The 19,592-nt window shown below is 74.8% G+C and carries 18 protein-coding genes and 1 pseudogene; 13 read left to right on the top strand and 6 right to left on the bottom strand.

Annotated elements, in window-relative coordinates; genetic code table 11:
• The 3 genes and pseudogenes from IEZ12_RS37605 to IEZ12_RS03085 form a co-directional block, all read right to left on the bottom strand.
• A pseudogene (locus IEZ12_RS37605) lies at positions 1-444 on the bottom strand (GPR1/FUN34/YaaH family transporter); the annotation flags it as partial.
• Between the two features lie 108 nt (positions 445-552).
• Positions 553-1,035 (bottom strand): DoxX family protein, encoded by a 483-nt coding sequence (locus tag IEZ12_RS03090; RefSeq protein WP_189270647.1) that lies wholly within the window; start codon positions 1,033-1,035, stop codon positions 553-555.
• 5 nt (positions 1,036-1,040) lie between these two features.
• The gene (locus IEZ12_RS03085) at positions 1,041-1,703 is read right to left on the bottom strand and encodes a hydrolase (RefSeq protein WP_189270646.1); all 663 of its coding nucleotides are present in this window, start codon (positions 1,701-1,703) and stop codon (positions 1,041-1,043) included.
• Between the two features lie 287 nt (positions 1,704-1,990).
• Between IEZ12_RS03085 and IEZ12_RS03080 the strand changes: the two genes are divergently transcribed.
• The 6 genes from IEZ12_RS03080 (at position 1,991) to IEZ12_RS03055 (ending at position 8,175) form a co-directional block, all read left to right on the top strand.
• Positions 1,991-3,136 carry an LLM class flavin-dependent oxidoreductase gene (locus IEZ12_RS03080; RefSeq protein ID WP_189270645.1) on the top strand — a complete coding sequence of 382 codons (1,146 nt, stop codon included), beginning with the start codon at positions 1,991-1,993 and terminating at the stop codon, positions 3,134-3,136.
• The gene (locus IEZ12_RS03075; RefSeq protein WP_373295430.1) at positions 3,133-3,741 is read left to right on the top strand and encodes an FMN reductase; all 609 of its coding nucleotides are present in this window, start codon (positions 3,133-3,135) and stop codon (positions 3,739-3,741) included. Before IEZ12_RS03080 ends, IEZ12_RS03075 begins: the two co-directional genes overlap by 4 nt.
• A gap of 38 nt (positions 3,742-3,779) precedes the next feature.
• Complete coding sequence (locus tag IEZ12_RS03070; RefSeq protein ID WP_189270873.1) at positions 3,780-5,657, top strand: amidohydrolase; 1,878 nt, start codon at positions 3,780-3,782, stop codon at positions 5,655-5,657.
• 76 nt (positions 5,658-5,733) lie between these two features.
• Complete coding sequence (locus IEZ12_RS03065; protein ID WP_229847184.1) at positions 5,734-6,411, top strand: YoaK family protein; 678 nt, start codon at positions 5,734-5,736, stop codon at positions 6,409-6,411.
• A 196-nt stretch (positions 6,412-6,607) separates the two neighbouring features.
• Positions 6,608-7,534, top strand: coding sequence for a helix-turn-helix domain-containing protein (locus tag IEZ12_RS03060; RefSeq protein WP_189270644.1), 927 nt, complete (start codon positions 6,608-6,610; stop codon positions 7,532-7,534).
• A gap of 119 nt (positions 7,535-7,653) precedes the next feature.
• Positions 7,654-8,175, top strand: a complete 522-nt coding sequence (locus tag IEZ12_RS03055; RefSeq protein WP_189270643.1) for a DUF2087 domain-containing protein — start codon at positions 7,654-7,656, stop codon at positions 8,173-8,175.
• A 62-nt stretch (positions 8,176-8,237) separates the two neighbouring features.
• Here IEZ12_RS03055 and IEZ12_RS03050 read toward each other — a convergent pair whose 3' ends face one another.
• Positions 8,238-9,116 (bottom strand): CPBP family intramembrane glutamic endopeptidase, encoded by an 879-nt coding sequence (locus IEZ12_RS03050; protein ID WP_189270641.1) that lies wholly within the window; start codon positions 9,114-9,116, stop codon positions 8,238-8,240.
• A gap of 121 nt (positions 9,117-9,237) precedes the next feature.
• Between IEZ12_RS03050 and IEZ12_RS03045 the strand changes: the two genes are divergently transcribed.
• The 3 genes from IEZ12_RS03045 (at position 9,238) to IEZ12_RS03035 (ending at position 11,987) form a co-directional block, all read left to right on the top strand.
• Complete coding sequence (locus tag IEZ12_RS03045) at positions 9,238-10,473, top strand: sensor histidine kinase (RefSeq protein WP_229847183.1); 1,236 nt, start codon at positions 9,238-9,240, stop codon at positions 10,471-10,473.
• A complete protein-coding gene (locus IEZ12_RS03040; RefSeq protein WP_189270639.1) occupies positions 10,461-11,123 on the top strand; it encodes a LuxR C-terminal-related transcriptional regulator in 663 nt (220 codons plus the stop codon). Before IEZ12_RS03045 ends, IEZ12_RS03040 begins: the two co-directional genes overlap by 13 nt.
• Positions 11,124-11,264: 141 nt before the next feature.
• Complete coding sequence (locus tag IEZ12_RS03035) at positions 11,265-11,987, top strand: alpha/beta fold hydrolase (RefSeq protein WP_189270637.1); 723 nt, start codon at positions 11,265-11,267, stop codon at positions 11,985-11,987.
• A gap of 7 nt (positions 11,988-11,994) precedes the next feature.
• On the opposite strand, the gene IEZ12_RS03030 is transcribed toward IEZ12_RS03035, so the two are convergent.
• Positions 11,995-13,584: an MFS transporter gene (locus IEZ12_RS03030; protein ID WP_189270636.1), complete on the bottom strand. Its 1,590-nt coding sequence runs from the start codon at positions 13,582-13,584 to the stop codon at positions 11,995-11,997.
• Positions 13,585-13,767: 183 nt separating this feature from the next.
• Complete coding sequence (locus tag IEZ12_RS03025; protein WP_189270635.1) at positions 13,768-14,310, bottom strand: hypothetical protein; 543 nt, start codon at positions 14,308-14,310, stop codon at positions 13,768-13,770.
• 188 nt (positions 14,311-14,498) lie between these two features.
• On the opposite strand from IEZ12_RS03025, the gene IEZ12_RS03020 reads away from it, so the two are divergent.
• From IEZ12_RS03020 to IEZ12_RS03005, 4 genes are all read left to right on the top strand, one after another.
• Complete coding sequence (locus IEZ12_RS03020) at positions 14,499-16,706, top strand: serine/threonine-protein kinase (protein WP_189270633.1); 2,208 nt, start codon at positions 14,499-14,501, stop codon at positions 16,704-16,706.
• Positions 16,707-16,708: 2 nt separating this feature from the next.
• Positions 16,709-18,961 carry a serine/threonine-protein kinase gene (locus tag IEZ12_RS03015; RefSeq protein ID WP_189270631.1) on the top strand — a complete coding sequence of 751 codons (2,253 nt, stop codon included), beginning with the start codon at positions 16,709-16,711 and terminating at the stop codon, positions 18,959-18,961.
• A 254-nt stretch (positions 18,962-19,215) separates the two neighbouring features.
• Positions 19,216-19,362 (top strand): hypothetical protein, encoded by a 147-nt coding sequence (locus IEZ12_RS03010; protein ID WP_189270629.1) that lies wholly within the window; start codon positions 19,216-19,218, stop codon positions 19,360-19,362.
• An 8-nt stretch (positions 19,363-19,370) separates the two neighbouring features.
• A partial coding sequence (locus tag IEZ12_RS03005) for a hypothetical protein (RefSeq protein ID WP_189270627.1) occupies positions 19,371-19,592 on the top strand: 222 nt, incomplete at its 3' end.

Genomic DNA, 19,592 nt, shown 5'->3' with positions numbered 1-19,592 from the left:
CGCCCACAGGGCCTTCTTCGGCCGGGCCACCGAGGCCATCAGGGCGGCGAACACGGTGAACGTCAGGTTCAGCACGCCCATCACGTGCCGGGCGCCGGGCGCGTCGGCCGCGGTGACCAGGCCGAAGGACAGCCAGGCCCCGGCGAAGACGCCCATCAGGGTCGCCGCGATCACGTCCCGGGCGCCGAACGCCAGGATGGCGACCAGCAGTTGGAGCACGAAGGAGGCGAACACGGTGAGTGCCACGGCCTGCCGGTACGCGCCGTCGATCAGACCGAGCTGAAGGCTGCTGGTGACCGCCGAGGCGATCGCCACCGCGAAGAAGCCGAGCGGCATCGGGGAGGCGATCGGCCGCAGGCTGATCCTGGTCATGGTGTGCAGCTCCGGCCGGGGCGCGGTGGCCTGCGGCGTCTGCCGGTCTTCGAGGGTCGTCGCTGCCGTCATGGCTTCTTCCTTGCGTCGGGGAAAGAGGGGGAGTTCGGTGTGCAGAAGGGCTCGGGCCCCTGGGCGATCGCTCGCTCCAGGGGCCCGAGCCCTTCTGCGGTACTGCCCTTACTCGCGGTGAAGGGCGAACCGGGTGGCCAGACCGCCACCGACACCGGCGACCAGCGCCGGCGCGAGGCACCACAGGGGCCAGTCGGCCAGCCCGAGCGCGCCGTCCACGGACCACTGGCCGGGGCCGGTGGCGGTGAGGGCGGCGGCCGCGACGATCAGCACGAGCGGGAACTCGTACCCGTCGTGCTGGACCCACAGGCCGTGCGGCCATTTGACCGTCAGGGCGACGGTCATGACGCCCATGACGCCCGCGCCGGCCAACGGGGTGAACAGGCCGGCGGCGAGCATCAGCCCGGCGCCGATCTGCGTACCGCCGGCCGCCAGGGCGGTGAGCATCCCGCCCCGGAAGCCATCACCCCGGAATTCGGCGGTGCCGCCTGCCAGCCCGCTGCCGCCGAGGTGGTAGCTGACCTTCTGGACGCCGTGTCCGGCGATCAGCAGGCCGACGACCAGGCGGAGCAGGAGAAGACCGGTGTTCACGGCGATCAGCCCGCGGCGTGCGGGTCGATCATCGACTGGGCGTAGAAGACGCCCATGCCGTAGGCGCCGCCGTGCTCCTTGACCAGGTCGGTGACGGCGACGTAGGTCTCCGAGCGGGCCCAGTCGCGCTGGAGCTCCAGCAGGACCTGCACCCAGGTGACGGGCACGGCGCCGGCGGCGGTCATCCGCTGCAGGGCGTGCTCGTGCGCCAGCGGGCTCACGCCGCCGGAGGCGTCCGCCACGACGTACACCTCGTAGCCCTGGCCCAGCGCGGAGAGCGCCGGCAGGACCAGGCAGACCTCGGTCCACAGGCCCGACAGGATGATCTTCTTGCGGCCGGTGGCCTTGACCGCCTCGACCAGCGCCTCGTCCTCCCAGGCGTTCATCGTGGTGCGGTCGATGACCTCGTGGTCGGGGAAGACCGCCTTGAGCTGCGGCAGGATCGGGCCGGAGAAGGACTCGGCGGCGACGGTCGACAGGACCACCGGCACGTCGAAGATCTTCGCGGCCTTGGCCAGGCCCACCGTCGAGTTGATGATCGAGGTGCGGTCGCCGGAGCCGGTGCCGAAGAACATCTGCGGCTGGTGGTCGACGAACAGCATCATCGAGTTCTCGGGGGTGAGCAGGTCCGGGCTCGGGGCAGCCTTGACATTGGCGAAGTCGACCATGACGGTCCCTTCTTTCTTGAAAATGCCGGGAGTTGGTGAAATGTCAGGCGCTCGACCGGTTCGACCGGGATGCCGACGACCATCACGCTAAGCCCGGATCCCGAGCCCGACCTGCCCGCTGCGCGCCCGGCACTGTTCCCACAACGCACACCCGATCCGACGGCAAGTGCAGTGCACTCCAAGGCAATTGGCGATGCACTGGGAAACCGTTCGACGGCCCGGCAACTGCTTACCGTCGAGCGGCGACCCGATCGGGTCGTGCACAGTCAGTGGAAAGGCGGCACCCCGTGCAGTTCGGGATATTCAGCGTCGGCGATGTGACGGTCGATCCGACCACCGGGCGGGCGCCCACCGAGGGGGAGCGGATCAAGGCGATCCTCGCGATCGCGCTCAAGGCCGAGGAGGTCGGCCTGGACGTGTTCGCCACCGGCGAGCACCACAACCCGCCGTTCGTGCCGTCCTCGCCGACCACCATGCTCGGCTGGATCGCCGCGAAGACCGAGCGGATCGTGCTGTCCACCGCGACCACGCTGATCACCACCAACGACCCGGTGAAGATCGCCGAGGACTACGCGATGCTCCAGCACGTCGCGGACGGCCGGGTCGACCTGATGATGGGCCGCGGCAACACCGGCCCCGTCTACCCCTGGTTCGGCCAGGACATCCGCCAGGGCATCCCGCTCGCCACCGAGAACTACGCGCTGCTGCGCCGGCTCTGGCGCGAGGAGGTGGTCGACTGGGAGGGCCGCTTCCGCACCCCGCTGCAGGGCTTCACCTCGACCCCGCGCCCGCTGGACGACACCCCGCCGTTCGTCTGGCACGGCTCGATCCGCAGCCCCGAGATCGCCGAACAGGCCGCGTACTGGGGCGACGGCTTCTTCCACAACAACATCTTCTGGCCGCAGGAACACACCCGCCGGATGGTCCAGCTGTACCGCACCCGGTTCGCCCACCACGGCCACGGCACCCCCGAGCAGGCCATCGTCGGCCTCGGCGGGCAGGTCTTCATGCGCAAGAACTCGCAGGACGAGGCCATCGTCGGCCTCGGCGGGCAGGTCTTCATGCGCAAGAACTCGCAGGACGCGGTGCGCGAGTTCCGCCCCTACTTCGACAACGCCCCGGTCTACGGCCACGGCCCGTCGCTGGAGGAGTTCACCGAGGCGACCCCGCTGACCGTCGGCAGCCCGCAGCAGGTCATCGAACGCACCCTCGGCTTCCGCGACGCGGTCGGCGACTACCAGCGCCAGCTGTTCCTGATGGACCACGCCGGCCTGCCGCTGAAGACCGTCCTGGAGCAGCTCGACATCCTCGGCGAGGAGGTCGTCCCGGTGCTGCGCGAGGAGTTCGCCAAGCTGCGCCCCGCCGGGGTGCCGGACGCCCCCACCCACGCCGCGCTCGCGGCGGCCCGGCAGCAGACGGAGGCCGCCAAGTGAGCGCCCTGAACCTGGCCGTGGTCTCCGGAGGGCTCAGCGTCCCCTCCTCCACCCGGCTGCTCGCCGACCGCCTCGTCGAGGCCACCACTGCGGCGCTCGCCGGCGCCGGCCGCGAAGTCCACGTCCAGCTGCACGAGTTGCGGCCGCTGGCCGGGCCCATCTCCAACCACCTGGTGACCGGCTGGCCGTCGCCCGCGCTCGGCGCCGCACTGGAGGAGGTGAGCGGCGCCGACGCGCTGATCGCCGTCTCGCCGATCTTCTCGGCGTCCTTCAGCGGCCTGTTCAAGTCGTTCTTCGACCTGCTCGACCCCGGCGCGCTGGCCGGCAAGCCGGTGCTGATCGGCGCGACCGGCGGCACCGCCCGGCACTCGCTGGCCCTCGACCACGCGCTGCGCCCGCTGTTCGCGTACCAGCGCGCGCTGGTCGCGCCGACCGCCGTGTTCGCGGCCTCCGAGGACTGGGGCGGCACCGGCGACTCGCACACCGACACCCTGCCGACCCGGATCGAGCGCGCCGGGCAGGAGCTCGCGGCCCTGATGACCGTCGGCGGCATGCGCCCCGCCGACGACCGGAGCCCGACCGCGCCCGTCCTCGGCTTCCACTGACCACCACCCTGCACCGAAGGGGACTCGCCTTGTCCACCATGCCCGTCGCCGGAGTCCGCCCCGGCACCCCCGAACAGCCCGCCGACCTGGTCGTCCGCAACGCCAAGGTGTTCACCAACGACCCGCGCCGCCCGCAGGCCACCGCAGTCGCGATCCGGGACGGGGTGATCCGGGCGGTCGGCGACGACGCCGACGTCGCCGCGCTGGTCGGCCCCGGCACCCGGGTGGTCGACGCGCTCGGCCGTCGCGTCGTGCCGGGACTCAACGACGCGCACCTGCACGTCATCCGCGGCGGCCTCAACTACGTGATGGAGCTGCGCTGGGACGGCGTCCGCTCGCTCCGGCAGGCCCTCGCCATGCTGCGCGAGCAGGCCGAGCGCACCCCCGCCGGACAGTGGGTGCGCGTGGTCGGCGGCTGGTCCGCCGACCAGTTCGTCGAGCGCCGACTGCCCACCCTGGCCGAGCTGAACGCCGCCGCGCCCGACACCCCCGTCTTCGTGCTGCACCTCTACCAGTCGGCGCTGCTCAACAAGGCCGCGCTGCGCGCCGCCGGCTTCACCCGGGACACCCCCGACCCGGCCGGCGGCCAGATCGTCCGCGGCCACGACGGCGAGCCCACCGGCCTGCTGATCGCCGCGCCCGGCGCGCTGCTGCTGTACTCCACCCTCGCCAAGGCGCCGACGCTGGACGAGGCCGACAAGGTCGACTCCACCCGGCACTTCCTGCGCGAACTCAACCGCTTCGGTCTGACCTCCGCGATCGACGCCGCCGGCGGCTTCCAGAGCTTCCCGGAGAACTACGGAACCGTCATGGAGCTCGCCCGCCGCGGCGAACTGACGCTCCGGATCGCCTACCACCTGTTCCCGCAGACCGCGGGCCAGGAACTCGACGACCTCAAGCGGTGGATCGACACCGTCCGCCCCGGCGAGGGCGACGAGTGGCTGCGACTGAACGGCGCCGGCGAGAACCTCACCTGGGCCGCCGCCGACTTCGAGAACTTCACCGAGCCGCGCCCGCAACTCGGCGCGTACGAGAGCGAGTTCGAGAAGGCCGTCCGGATGCTGATGGAGAACGGCTGGGGCTTCCGACTGCACGCCACCTACGACGAGACCATCCGCCGCGACCTCGCCGTGTTCGAGAAGCTCGCCGCCGAGGGCCTGTTCCCGCAGGGCAACCGCTGGCTGTTCGACCACGCCGAGACCGTCAGCGGCGAGAGCCTGGACCGGATCGCCGCCCTCGGCGGCGCGGTCTCCGTGCAGAACCGGCTCTCCTTCCAGGGCGAGGCGTTCGTCAGCCGCTACGGCGCCGCCGCCGCGGCCGAGGCCCCGCCGCTGCGCGCCATGCTGGACCGCGGTCTGACCGTGGCCGGCGGCACCGACGCCACCCGGGTGTCCTCCTACAACCCGTGGGTCGCCCTGCACTGGCTGGTCTCCGGCCGCGCGGTCTCCGGCCGCCGACTGGCCGCCGAGCACAACCGCCTCGACCGCGCCCGGGCGCTGGAGCTGTTCACCCTCGGCGGCGCCCGGCTCACCGGCGAGCAGGACGTCAAGGGCCGCCTCACCGTGGGCAGTTACGCCGACCTGGCGGTGCTCAGCGCCGACTACTTCACCGTCCCCGAGGCGGACATCGCGCACATCGAGTCCGTCCTCACCGTGGTCGGCGGCCGGATCGTGCACGCCGTCGCCGAGCACGAGGGCCTGGTCGCCGACCTGCCCGCGATCAGCCCCGAGTGGAGCCCCGTCGCCCGCTTCGGCGGCTACCAGGCCGGCTCCGCGCCCGGCCTGGCCGGCGCGCAGCAGGCCGACCGGGTGCTGGAGGCCGCCGCGGCCTCCGACGAGCAGTTCGCCTGGCGGCTGGCCCGCGGCAACGCCGTCCCCGGACAGTCGGCGCTGCCGCAGGACCCCTGCTTCCTCTGACGCACCGACATCTCGTTCAGGGGGCACCGCCGCGCGCGCCGCGGCGGTGCCCCCACCCTCATCAGGAGGCGCCGCCGTGTCCACTCCCGCACCCCCCGCCCCGTCCACACCGCAGATCACCGACCGCCACCCGCTGGCACTGGCGCTGTTCGGCCTCACCATGGCCAGCGGGCTGATCGACGCGGTCAGCTACCTCGGCCTCGGCCACGTCTTCACCGCCAACATGACCGGCAACGTGGTCGTCATCGCGTTCGCCCTGGCCGGCGCACCCGGCTTCTCCGTCGCCGCCTCGGTCACCTCGCTCGGCGCGTTCCTGCTCGGCGCGGTGCTGGCCGGCCGGTTCACCATCGGGCGGCCGACCGGCCGGCTGCGCGCCGCGCTGGCCCTGGAGGTCGCGCTGCACGGCGCGGCCGCCGCCGTGGCCTTCGGCTGGAGCGTCGAGGAGCCCGCCGCCCGGTACGCGGTGATCACGCTCGGCGCGGTGGCGATGGGCGTCCGCAACGGCACCGTGCGCGCCCTCGGCGTCCCCGACCTCACCACCACCGTGCTCACCCTCACCCTGACCGGCCTGGCCGCCGACTCCCGGCTGGCCGGCGGCACGGCGCCCCGCCGGCGCCGCCGCATCCTGTCCGTCGCCACCATGCTGGCCGGCGCGATCCCCGGCGCGGTCCTGGTCCTGCACGGTCAGCTCGCCTGGGCGCTGGTGGCCGGCGCGGCGCTGGCCGGCGTCACGGCGCTGCTCTACCGGGAGTGAACCCGCCTGCTTCACCGGGGGTGAACCCGCCGGTGCACCAAAAGTGCGCCGATCTGCCTCACCAGGAGTGATCACCGCAGGTCAGGGGTGCGGTGCCGGGCCGGCGCGGCGCGGGATAGCCTGGGTTGCCGGGCACCTCGGGACGTACCTGCGCGAGGCGCTCCCGAAGTTCGGCAACACCCCGGGAGGCGGTCGGATGAGCGTGTGGATGGCGAACGGGTGCGTGCCCGGCGCGACGTGGCCGTGGCCGCCGGCCGCGACGGACCCGGCGCTCACGGGCGCCTCGCCGGGTGAGCGGGCGCGGCTGTCCCGGCTCGGGTACCTGCGGGTCGCGACGCTGGAGACCGCCGTGGCGCTGCCGCCCCGCCTCGCGGGCCGGTACGCCTGGGCCGGCCAGGAGCCGATGGTCGGCATCGGGCTGCAACTCGCCGGGGAGTGCATGGTCACCCAGGACGGGCAGCAGAAGGTGCTGGGCGAGGGCGAGTTCGTCCTGTACGACACCGCGCGGGCGTACGTCATCGAGTACCCGAAGCCGTCCCGCGCGCACCTGTTCCACCTGCCGCGCCGCCTGCTGGGCGTACCGGAGACCGAGTTGCACCAGGTGACCGGTACCCCGGTGACCGCCGCCGCCGGGTTCGGGTCGGTGCTGCTGCCGTTCCTGCGGACCTTGGCCGACTCCGCGCCGTCCTACGTCACGCCGCTCGCCGATCGGCTGGCCGGCAGCGTCGCCGACCTGGTGGGCACCATGGTCGCCCAGCTGTCCGCCGGCCGGACGGCCGACGACTCCCACACCGCCAACGGCCGGCTGGTGCGGCGGATCCGGGAGCACATCGCGCGCAACCTCGGCGACCCGGACCTGTCGCCGGAGACCATCGCCCGGGCGCACCACATCTCGCTGCGCTACCTGCACCGGCTGTTCGAGGCCGAGGAGACGACGGTGAGCCGGCTGATCCTGCGGTCCCGGCTCGACGCGTCCGCCCGGGACCTGTCCCGGCCCGGCCCGTCGGTCGCGGCGGTCGCCCAGCACTGGGGATTCGGCAGCCCGGCGCACTTCAGCCGGGCCTTCCGCGCCGCGTACGGCGTCTCGCCGAGCCAGTGGCGGGCGCAGCACACCGCGGGCTGACCGGGGCCCGGGCGGGGCGGCGGCACATCGGTTCGGCGTCGAACTCGGGTGCGGGCAACGTGAGTTGTGACCGGTTTCGATCCCGGACCACACCGCCTCGGAGAGGACGCGTCCCCCGCATGACACCCGATCACCTCGCCGTCCAGCTCGCCGACCCGATCCAGCGCCAGGTGTTCTCGGAGGTCGCCCTGGGCGCGACGACGTCCGCCGAGGTCCTCGCCGTCTCGGGGCTCGCCGCACCGGACGCCGCCCCCGCCATCGGGCGGCTGGTCCGGGCCGGCCTGCTCGTCCAGGGCCGCGGCACGGTCGCCCTGAACGAGGACGCCCTCGCCGCCGCCGCGGACGCCGCCGCCCGCCGCGTCGCGGACGAGGCGGCGAGGGAGCAGCCCGACCCGCGGCTGCGCGGCCGCATCCGCGGCGGCGTCCTGGTGGACCTGCCCGAGGAAGACCCCGAGGCCCGCCGCGCGGTGCTCGGGCACCTCGCCGGGAACACCTTCGTGCCGGGCGAGGAGTACGACGAGCGGACGGTCACCGACCGCCTGCGGCCGTGGTGCGAGGGCGGTCCGCTGGACGCCGTCGCACTGCGGCGCGCCCTGGTCGACACGGACTGCTGGCCCGCGGGTCCGGCCGCTACCGGCTGAACCCCTGAGGGCCGACCGCGGTTCGGTCCGGGCCGCCGACGTCGGACGGCGGCCCGGATCCGTCAGGAAGCGCGGCCGTGGGATCCGCTCGGCTCCGGGGCGGCGCCGGCCGTGCCCCGCCGGCGGTGGACCTGCCAGGCGCCCAGGACGGCGAGGGCGGTCACCGGCCAGGTGGAGATGCTGAGCGGCCCGGCGAACAGCGGGTCGACGAGGCGGTCGGAGACCTCGCGGGTCAGCGGCAGCGCGAACTCGTTGAGCGAGACGTGCGCCGCGACGGCCGCCCAGACCGAGCCGGTGGACAGCCGGACGGTGGCGATGACGGTGCCGAGCAGCATCGCGGTGACCACGGCGACGGGTATGCCCAGCAGGACCGAGTGGCCGGGGTAGCTTCCGCCGAGTGCGGTCATCGGGACGTGCCAGGCCCCCCAGATCGCGCCGCCGATCAGCAGGCCGCGAGTCCTGCCGTGGTGCAGCAGCCGCGGCAGCAGGTAGCCCTGCCAGCCGAGTTCCTCGCCGAAGTACAGCGGAAGCGACACCAGCGCGCTCAGCACGAGCGGCGCGATCGTGGCCGGACCGGGCAGGTGCGCGGGGCTGTACCGGCCGGCCAGTGCGGCCACCGCCAGGCCGGCGGCGGTGAGGCCGAGCGGGATCGTCAACGCGATCGCCACGGAGCGGAGTTCGTGCCGCCACGGGGTGGCCCTGGCGAGCCCGAGGATCCGGGCGGCCCGGCGCAGGCCGTGGCGGCGGGCGGTGAGGCCGAAGGCGGTCAGCGCCGGCACCAGCATCATCAGGATCATGCACAGCGCCGCCACCGGCGGCGTGCCCTGCGCGGCGCTGGTCCGGCGGAGGCCGTCGAGCCAGAGCGGGACCATGGCGAGCCACGCCCCGACGAAGCTGATCGAGAGGAACGGGAGGAGGCCGGAGGGCGGGTTCGGTTTCATGACCGGGACGCTACGAACCGGGCGCCGGTCGGGACGATCGTGCAGGCTCGTCGATCGATGGTGTAGCTGGCTCCACTGCGTCGGGGGACCCGGACGGGAAAGACTGGCCACCGTGAACAGGTTGTCGAAAACGCGTGCGGTGGCCGCCCGTTCGGCGCGTGCCACCGGCTACTGCGCGGCCCTCCTCGGCCGCGGACTGGCACTGATCGTGCTGGTGCCCGCGCTCGTCTACTCGTCCGTGCTCTGCCTGGTCGGCCCGGGCCTGCTCGTCCTGCCGTACGAGCTCCGGCTGTTGCGCCGCCTGGCCGACGTCGAACGGGTGCGGCTCGGCCGGTGGGCGGCGGCGCCGGTGGCGGCGGCCGGGCCGCACGGGAAGAGGCGCCTGATGACGATGCTGGCGGACCAGGCGACCGGTCGGGACCTGCGCTGGGCGCCCGGCGCGATGGTGGCCGGCACCGTGCTCGGGATCGTCGGCGTGGCACTGTTTCTGTTCCCCGTGGCCGTGCTCGTGCTCGCGGGCCTGTGGTGGCTGTTCCCCGCGGACGAGCCGATCCGGCTGATCCTGAACGTCCCGATCCGCAGTTGGTGGTCCGTGCTCGGCGTCGGGGTGCCCCAGTTTCTGCTGAGCGTGCTGCTCGCCCTGTTCGGGCCGCCCCTGGTGGCCGGGCTCGCCGCGTCGGTGAGCCGGTGGCTGCTCGCCCCCTCGGCCGCCGCGGTCCTCGCCGAACGCGTGGCGACGCTGGACCGCACGCGCACCGGGGCGATCGACGCGCACGGCAGCGAACTGCGCCGCATCGAGCGGGACCTGCACGACGGCACCCAGGCCCGGCTGGTCTCCCTCGCCATGCAACTCGGCCTCGCCGAGCGGACGTTCGGCTCCGACCCGGCGGCCGTGGGTCCGCTGCTCACCCGGGCGCGACAGGGCGCGGAGGAGGCGATGGCCGAGCTCCGCGACGTGCTGCGCTCCGTCTACCCGCCGATCCTCGCCGACCGGGGCCTGGCCGGCGCGGTCGCGGCGGTCGTCGCCCGCTGCCCCGTCCCCGCCACCCTCGACGTTGGCGAACTCGGCGAGGTGCCGGCGCGGATCGAGGTCGCCGTGTACTTCGCCGTCACCGAGGCGCTCACCAACGCGGCCAAGCACAGCCGCGCCGCATCCGTGTCGGTCACCCTGACCAGGACCGGCGCCGCCGTCCGCGCGGAGATCGCCGACGACGGCCGGGGCGGGGCCGCCGAGGGCGGCGGCACCGGGCTGCGCGGCATGCGGCAGCGCGTCGAGGCGGTGGACGGCGTCCTGCTGGTGCAGAGCCCGCCCAGCGGGCCCACCGTGATCACCGTGGAGTGCCCGTGCGCATCCTGATCGCCGAGGACAACGCGCTGCTCGCGCAAGGCCTGTCCGCGCTGCTGGACGCGCTGGGCCACCAGGTGCTCGGCACGGTCGGGGACGCCGAGTCCTTCGTCACGGCCGCCGTCGCCCACCGGCCGGACGTCTCCGTGGTCGACGTCCGCCTCCCGCCGTCCTTCACCGACGAGGGCGTCAGGGCCGCGCTGCGCGCCAGGGAGCACGTCCCCGGTCTGCCGATCCTGGTGCTCTCCCAGTACGTCGAGGACACCTACGCCAGGGAGCTGCTCGCCGACGGGGCCGGCGTCGGCTACCTGCTCAAGGACCGGGTCGCCCGCGTCGACGACTTCCTGGAGGCGCTGCACCGGGTGGCCGCCGGCGGCACCGCGCTGGACCCGGACGTCGTCCGGCAGCTGTTCGCGACGCACGGCAACCCGCTGTCCCGGCTCACCGAACGCGAACGCGAGGTGCTCGCGATGATGGCCCAGGGGTACGGGAACTCCGAGATCGCCGATCGGCTCGTGGTCACCGAACGGGCCGTGCACAAGCACGTCGGGAACATCTTCGGGAAGCTCGACCTCCCCCCGGAGGACAGCGGCGACCGGCGGGTCCTCGCGGTGCTCACCTATCTCGGCGCGCCCCAGCGGCCGTCCGGGCGGGCGAGGTGACGCACCGTCGGGCGCTCGGCGGGCAACGGTGCGCGGATCGGCCGAGAGGAGTGCGCCCAGGGAAAAGACGGGACGGGCGCGGGTTCCTAGCCTGAGGTCGTCCCGCTGTCCGAACTCCTCGTTGATCCGAAGGACTTGACAATGACCGAGAACAACACGCCCACCGTCGTGCTGGTGCACGGCGCCTTCGCGGACGCCTCCAGCTTCGGCCGGCTGATCCCCGAACTGCTCGCCGACGGCCTGGAGGTCCTCGCGCCGGCCGGGCCGAACCGCAGCCTGACCGGCGACGCCGCCTACCTCGCCTCCGTGGTCCGGCGGATACCCGGCCCGGTGGTGCTGGTCGGCCACTCGTACGGCGGTGCGGTGATCACCGTCGCCGGGGCCGAGGAGAACGTCAAGGCGCTGGTGTACCTGGCGGGTTACGCGCTGGAGGAGGGCGAGAGCCTGGGCGAGCTGCAGGGCCGCTTCCCGGCCTCCGAGCTTGCTGAGGCGCTGGTGTACACCCCGTTCCCGCTGGACGGCGGCGGCGAGGGCACCGACGTGTCCGTGCAGCCGGACCGCCTGCCGGAGATCTTCGCCGCGGACGTGGACCCCGAGCTGGCGAAGGTCCTCGCCGTCAGCCAACGCCCGCTGGCCGCCGCCGCGTTCGGCGAGGCCGCGCCGACCGCCGCATGGCGGACCAAGCCGTCCTGGGGCGTCGTCGCCACCGCCGACCGCACCCTCAACCCGGACGTCCAGCGGTTCGGCTACCGGCGCGCCGGGATGACCACCGTCGAACTCGACACCTCGCACCTGATGATGCTCTCGCAGCCCGCCCGGGTCGCCGAGGTGATCCGCGAGGCCGTCCGGTCCGTCACCGGCTGACGGCGCGTCACCCCGCCGCCCGGGCGGTGACGGCGTGGGACACCACCGGTTCCCCCGTCACCAGCGCCCGGGCGGCGCGCTCGAAGGCGTGGTCGACGCCGGTCCAGCGTTCGTGGTGCTGCGCCAGGTGCTCGGCCCAGGACGACACCGTGAACGTCTCGACGAACCGGGCCGGCTCGGCCGCGTCCCGGTACAGGCCCCAACTGACCGCGCCGGTCCGCCGCCGGGACGCCTCGACCTCGTCCATCGCCCGGACGAACGCCGCCGCCCCGCCGTCCGCGACCCGGTACTCGACGGTGACCAGCACCGGCCCGTCCGCCGCGGCGGGCTCGACCGTCAGGCGCGGCTCCGGCCAGCTGTCGGACAGCGACGGGTCGACCTTGCCGTCCAGCAGCGGGAGCCGACGGAGGGAGAGCACGCCCAGGGCCAGCAGGGCGGCCGGGACGGTCAGCGCGACCACCAGGCCCGCGTACTGCGCCAGTTGGCCCCACACCAGGGCGCCCAGCGCGTTGCCGCCCTGGAAGACCAGCAGGTAGAAGGCGACCGCGCGGGCCCGCACCCAGTTCGGCAGCTCCAGCTGAAGGGCGGCGCTCAGGACGGACAGGCCCCAGATCCAGGCCGCGCCCGCGGCCGCGAGCGCCGGGCCCACCGCCCAGGCGCTGCCGGCCGGCGCCACCACCAGCAGCGCACCCGCCGTCAGCAGCCCCGCCAGCGCGAGGACGCCGTTGCCGCGCAGCCGGGCGCTCAGCCGCGGCAGCGCGGCCGCGCCCGCCACTGCACCCACGCCGACGGCGGCCAGCAGCAGGCCGTACCCGGAGGAGCCGAGGCCCAGCCGCCGCACCGCCACCACCGGCAGCAGCGCCCACAGCGCCGCCGCGCCCGGGACGAACAGCGCGCAGCGCAGCAGGATCCGCCGCACCGCCGGTGCGCGGCGGACGTACCGCCCGCCGGCCCGCAGCGCCGCCAGCACCTGCTCGCGCTCCCGCTCGCGGAGGGGCGCCGGCGGGTCGGGGAACCGGCGCAGCAGGACCAGCAGGATGCCCGCGAAGGACAGCGCGTTGAGGGCGAACGTCCAGCCCACCCCGGCGGCCGCGACCAGCAGGCCGCCCAGCGCGGGGCCGACCGCGCGGGCCACGTTCATGTTCACCGCGCCCAGCGCCGACGCCTGCCGCAGCTGCTCGCGCGGCACCAGGCTCGGCTGCACCGCCTGCCAGGCCGGACCGCTCAACGCGGTCAGGCAGCCCAGCAGGAAGGTGAACAGCAGCAACAGCCACGGCCCGAGCACCCCCGCCAGCGCCAGCACCGAGAGAACGCTGGCGACCGCCGCCATCGCCGCCTGCATCACCAGCAGCAGCCGCCGACGGTCGACCAGGTCCGCGAGGGCGCCGGCCGGCAGCGCCAGCAGCAGCACCGGCAGCCCCGCGGCGACCTGGACCAGCGACACCAGCCCCGCCCCGTGCCCGACCAGCAGCCACTGCGCGCCGACGGTCTGCATCCAGCCGCCGACGTTCGACACGAACTGGGCCACCCAGAGCGCCCGGAACACCTTCTCCCCGAGCGGCGCCCACGCGGACTCCTCGCTCGTACTACGTCTCATCTCTTCCAGGCCCTCGGCTCGGCGACGGACATCCGCCGGATGGCGGCCGTCCCGCACCGGGCGGCCGTTCGAGCCGTCGAGGCTAGTACGCACCGGGGCGGTCGGCTGTCCGCTGCGCGCCCCGGCAGTGGTCCGACACCGCACGGCCGGACGGCGGCCCGACGCCGCACGGTCGGAGTGCGGTCAGGATGCCCGGGAGCCCAGCAGGCCCAGGTCGCGCACGGTGGCCGCCACCATCACCCGTCCGCCCTCGACCAGCACCCGGTCTGCCGGCGGCGATCGGAGCAACTCCGGCCCGCCGCAGCGCGGTTGGGCGAGATTCGGGCTGCGCAGCTCCGGCGGCGCGAGATCGACGGCCGGCACCCGCCACAGCCCCGGGCGGTGCGCGTCCGCCACCGTGGTGCCGCGCAGCCGGGGCGAGCGGGCGACGTCCACCGCGGCGATCACCAGCACCTCGCGGCCCGCGGCGAGCGCCCCGATCACCTGACGGTCCATCATCGCGGACGCGAACGCGGGCGCCGACAGGTACGCCACGCGGCGGCTGCGGGTCCGTGCCTCCGGGTAGGAGTCGCGCAGCGTCAGGTACACGTTCTCCGCGAAGTCGTCGTCGAACAGCCGCAGCACCGCTCGGAGTTCCGGCACGGACGCGCACCCCGCCGACGCCACCTCGAAGTCGGTGGAGTCGTCGCTGCTGAGCGCCGGCAGCGCCTGCGCGCGGTGGGTCACCCGGATCCCCATCCGGCTCGGACCGGAGCGCCGCGTCCAAGCCGTGCTCCTCGCCCACCGGGCCGGCCCGACATGACGTGGCGTCAGGGGATCCGCGCAGGTGAGGATTCGGTGTGATCGGCTGCCGTGCCCCCGTCGCAGACCGTAGGGTTCGGAACCGCGCACCCGACGGGGGAAGGGACGGGCAGGTGCAACCACTCGACGGGATGGATCCGCGGCAGGTCGGGCCGTACACGCTGGTGGGCCGGCTCGGGGCCGGCGGCATGGGTGCGGTGTACCTGGGGCGCTCGGCCGGTGGCCGGGCCGTCGCGGTCAAGGTGGTCCGGCCGGAGCTCGCCGAGGACGCTGGGTTCCGGCAGCGGTTCCGGCAGGAGGTGGCGGCCGCCCGGCGGGTCTCCGGCGCGTTCACCGCGCCCGTGGTGGACGCCGACCCGGAGGCCGCGCTGCCGTGGATGGCCACCGCGTTCGTTCCCGGCCTGTCGCTGCGGCAGGCCGTCGAGCGGTACGGCCCGCTGCCCGTCGCCACCGTCCGCACGCTGGCCGCCGGCCTCGCCGAGGCGCTCGCCGAGGTGCACCGCGCGGGGTTGATCCACCGCGACCTGAAGCCCGGCAACGTGCTGCTGGCGCTGGACGGGCCGCACGTCATCGACTTCGGCATCTCCCGGGCCGCCGACGCCGAAGGGCTGACCACCACCGGCGCGGTGATCGGCTCCGCGCCGTACATGTCCCCCGAACAGGCCCTCGGCGAGCCGCTCACCCCCGCCGGCGACGTGTTCTCGCTCGGCTCCACCGTGGCGTACGCGGCCCTCGGCCGGAACCTGTTCGGCGAAGGCGCCGGGGCGGCCGTGCTGTTCCGGATCGTCAGCACCGAACCCGACCTCGGCGAGCTGCCCGCCGACCTGCGCACCCTGGTCGCGGCCTGCCTGGCCAAGAACCCCGCGCACCGGCCGACGCCCCGTCAACTCGTCGCGCACGTCGCCCTGGCCGGGCACCCCGCCGACCCGGACGGCTGGCTGCCGCCCGCCGTCGCCACCGAGGTGCGGGCCGTCCGCGCCGTGCTCACCGCGCCGCCCGCACCACCCCCGATGCCCGCGCACGCCCCCGAGCCCGCACCCGCGCCGGTCGACCGGCCGCCGTCGCACGGGCCGCGCCGCCGGACGCTGCTCGCCCTCGGCGGGGGCGTCCTCGCCGCCGGTGCGGCCGGCTCCGCCTACGCGCTGATCGACCGGGGCCGCGGCACACCGTCCGGCAAGCAGGCCGCCGCGCCGGTGCGGCCGAGCGCGGACGTCCCCGAGGCCGTCCCGCTCTGGCAGAACCGGCAGGTCACCCTGCCGTGCGTCCAACTGCTGTCGCTGGACGCCGCGGTGGTCGGCATCACGACCCGGCAGACCTGGGCGGTCGTCGACGACGGCAAGCCGAGGTGGACGCTGGACGACACCGCGGCGGGCGTCACCTTCGCCCTCGACCCGTTCCAGCCGCACCCCGTCGCCGCCTTCGACGGCCACCGCATCCAGCTGGCCGCAATGGGCGGCGCCGCCGCCCCGGGCAGCCTGGCGACCGTCCTGCTCGCCATCGACCCGGGCGACGGCAAGGTCGACGGCAGGGTGACGCTCGACCAGCCGCAGGCGGTCGGCGTGACGCGCTTCGCGGGGATCCGCGGCGGCACCGCGTACGTGGTCGGCGTGGGCCAGGGCAGGCACCAGGGCGGCAGCAACGTGTGGGCGGTCGACCTGGCCGGGCGGCGCACCGCCTGGTTCCACGGCGAGGACCTGCTGCTGCTGGAAGCCGCCCTGCTGCCCGGCGGCGACCGGATCCTGGTCTCCAGCGCCGACCGCCTCAAGGCCCTCGACGCCACCGGCGCCGTCGCCTGGACGGCCGGCCTGCAGTCCTTCGGCATCGCCGCCGGCGGGGGCTGGTTCCTCACCCCCGACAAGGACGGCGCCCTCACCGCCCTGGACCCCGCCACCGGCAAACCCGCCTGGTCCGCCCCCGGCGTCGCCGGCCCCCGCATGACCGGCAGCGCCTTCGCGCACGGCCCCGACGACAGCCTGCTGCACTGCCTGTGGACCGACAGCGACGGCGGCTACTCCGTCGGCGCCCTCGACCTGAAGAGCGGCACCCTGCGCTGGCGGACCCCGCTGCCGCCCGACGGCCCCGGCACCGGCGCCGGCGCGTACGGCGCCGACCTGCTGTACGCCGACGACACCCTCTACCGGATCGGCCGCGACGCGGTGGTCTGGGCCCTCGACCCCGCCACCGGCCGGGCCCGCTGGAAGTACTCCGGCCTCAAGGGCGCCGACCCGGCGACGCTGACCTGGACGGCCGGCGCGGGACGGCTGTGCATCGCCGCCCAACGCCCGACGATCCTCACCGCCCTGCCCGCGAAGGGACATTGACGATGCATCCGCTCGGCCCGACCGACCCCGCCCAGGTCGGCCCCTACCTGCTGCTCGGCCGACTCGGCGCGGGCGGCATGGGCGCCGTCTACCTCGGCCGGTCGGCCGGCGGCCGCACCGTCGCGGTCAAGCTGATCCGGCCCGAACTCGCCGACGACCAGCGGTTCCGGGCCCGCTTCCGGCGCGAGGTCTCGGCCGCCCGCACCGCGTCCTCCGCGTTCACCGCCCCCGTCGTGGACGCCGACCCGGACGCGCCGCTGCCCTGGCTCGCCACCGCGTACATCCCCGGCATCCCGCTCGACGAGGCCGTCCGCCTGGTCGGCCCGTTCCCCGAACCGGTGCTGCGGATCCTCGCCGCCGGCATCGCCGAGGAACTCGCCGCCATCCACGCCGCCGGGCTGGTCCACCGGGACATCAAGCCCAGCAACGTGCTGCTCGCCCTGGACGGCCCGCACGTCATCGACTTCGGCATCGCCCGCGCCGCCGACGACAGCGTCCTCACCGCCGAGGGCGCCATCCTCGGCACCCCCTCCTTCTTGTCGCCCGAGCAGGCCCTGGCCCGGCCGATCGTCCCCGCCTCCGACGTCTTCTCGCTCGGCTCGACCCTGGTGCACGCCGCGACCGGCGCCGGACCGTTCGGCGGCGGCCACCCCATCGAAGTGGTCCGCCGGGTCGCCGCGGAGGAACCCGACCTCACCGCCGTGCCCGCCGGGCTGCGCCTGCTGATCGCCGCCTGCCTCGCCAAGGACCCCGCCGACCGGCCGACGCCCCGTCAACTCGTCGACTCCCAGCGGCTCGCAGCGCAGCCGCCCGGGGCGTGGCTGCACCCCGTGCTGCTCGCCGCCGTCGAACGCTCCGCGGCCGTGCTGGCGCCCACGCTGCCCCCGCCGCCGGTCGCACCCACGGTGGAACTGCCGCCCGACCTCCCGCAGTTGGAGCCGAAGCGCCCCGCGCGGCGCACCCTGCTGTACGGGCTGGCCGGCGGCGCGGCGGCGCTGGCCGGCGGCGGGACGGCGGCGTACCTGACGTTCGGCCGGACGCCCGACAAGTCCACCGGCGCACACCGGAGTTCGGCATCGGCGTCCGATCCCACCGACCCGGACCGCCCGCTCGGCACCACCAACATCGCCGCCGCGCTGTGGACGGCGCCCGTGCCCGACCCGCTCAACCAGATCGTCGCGGACGGCGAGAGCATCCTCACCGTCGACGCCAAGAGCCTCCGCGGCTTCGACCGCGACGGCAAACCCCGCTGGGAACCGAAGACCTCCCAGGGCGCCGTGCCGGCCCCGACGCTCGGCCTGGTCGCCGCCGCCGACGGCAAGGGCTACTACGTCAGCTGGGAACGGGTCGGCGGGACCGTCGTCGGCATCCGCACCTCGCTCAAGGCGATCGACCTGGCCACCGGCGAAGTCGCCTGGTCGTTCGCCCGGCCCGGAATGAGCGCCACCACCGGCGCGGTCGCCGGCGTGCTGGACGGCGCCGTCTACGTCCAGGGCGTCGGCTCCTCCGCCTCGGTCGGCGGCCAGCTGATGTTCCTGTGGGCGGTGGACACGGCCACCCACGACCTCCGCTGGGAGCAGCGGTTCCCGTTCTCCGGCCTGGGCAGCGGACGCCTCGCCGTCCCCATCGCCGGAACCCGCCTGCTCTGGCAGCGGACCGAGATGTCCAACGGCAAGTCCACCCTGCAGGGCCTCGACACCACGAACGCCGGCCTCTCCGCCTGGCAGCAGAACCCGCCCGGCACCACCCTCGGCGCCGGAGCCCTCCTCCAGCCCTTCACCGACGGTCCGCACACCTCCGCCGGCGGCCGCCTGCTCTACCTCGCCGACCGGGTCTACGCCCTCGACCCGGCGGACGGGACGGTGGCGTGGAAGTCCGACGCCGCCATGACCTACCAGGCGGTGGTGGCGAACGCCGACGCCACGACCGTCTTCGCCGTGGCCGTGGACTACAAGACCCTCACCGTCAAGGTCCAGGCCCTGGACGCGGGCAACGGTGCCGTCCGCTGGGCCGGCACCCTGCCCGTCGGCACCCTGGCCACCAACCTGGCCGCCCAGTTCGCCGACGACACCCTCTACCTCTGGATCCACGGCAAGGTCTGGGCCCTCGACCCCGCCACCGGCCTCGCCCGCTGGACCTACGACTTCCTGGCCCCCAGCCTCACCCTCACCGTCCCCTTCTGGGCCGGCGGCGGCCGCGTCTACGGCCCCACCGAGCAGGGCCTGACAGCGGTCGCGGCCACCGGCAAGGCGTAGCCCGGCCCGCTGCGGGCGGGGGTCGGAGCCCGCCCTGCCGCGCCCACTCTGATGGCATGTGCATGACCTGGCGTCCGGTCTCGGACAGGCCGAATGGCGACACCCGAACGACCTTCCGGGCCGCTCCGGAACCCGCGAAGCTATTGATCGCCGCCAGGGAAACCGACCGGGCGGCGAACCGGAGCGGGCGTCAACCGCGGGACGCCGAACCGGAGCCCGTCCACCTGTCACTGCCGTCGAGGAGAACCACCGACATGCTCACCCGTCTCGCCAAGGCCGCCGCGGTCACCGCCCTCGCCCTCACCGCCCTGATCGCCGCCCCCGCCGCGGTCACCGCCCTCACCTCCGACGCCCCGGCCGGCACCGTGACCGTCGCCGACGGCAGCCTCGGCTGGGGCTGACCCACCCCGTGGACATCGTCCATGTCGGCCTGCGGCGCAGAGAACCCGGCCCCGCCTCGCCGGACGAGGCGCACGAGACGGTCGGCATCCTCTGGGCCCACGCCCTCCCCGGCGATGCGCTCCAGCACATCACGGCCCGCAGCGACACCGACCGGCTCGACCTCCTGCTCTACCTGCGGACCCGCGACCCCGCCGACGCCCGGCCACCGGGCGTCGACGCCGCGCACACC

Source organism: Kitasatospora griseola, from assembly GCF_014648555.1.
GTDB classification, from domain to species: Bacteria; Actinomycetota; Actinomycetes; order Streptomycetales; family Streptomycetaceae; genus Kitasatospora; species Kitasatospora griseola.
Note: the sequence above shows the minus strand (reverse complement) of the source record. Positions and strands in the feature narration are given on the sequence as shown.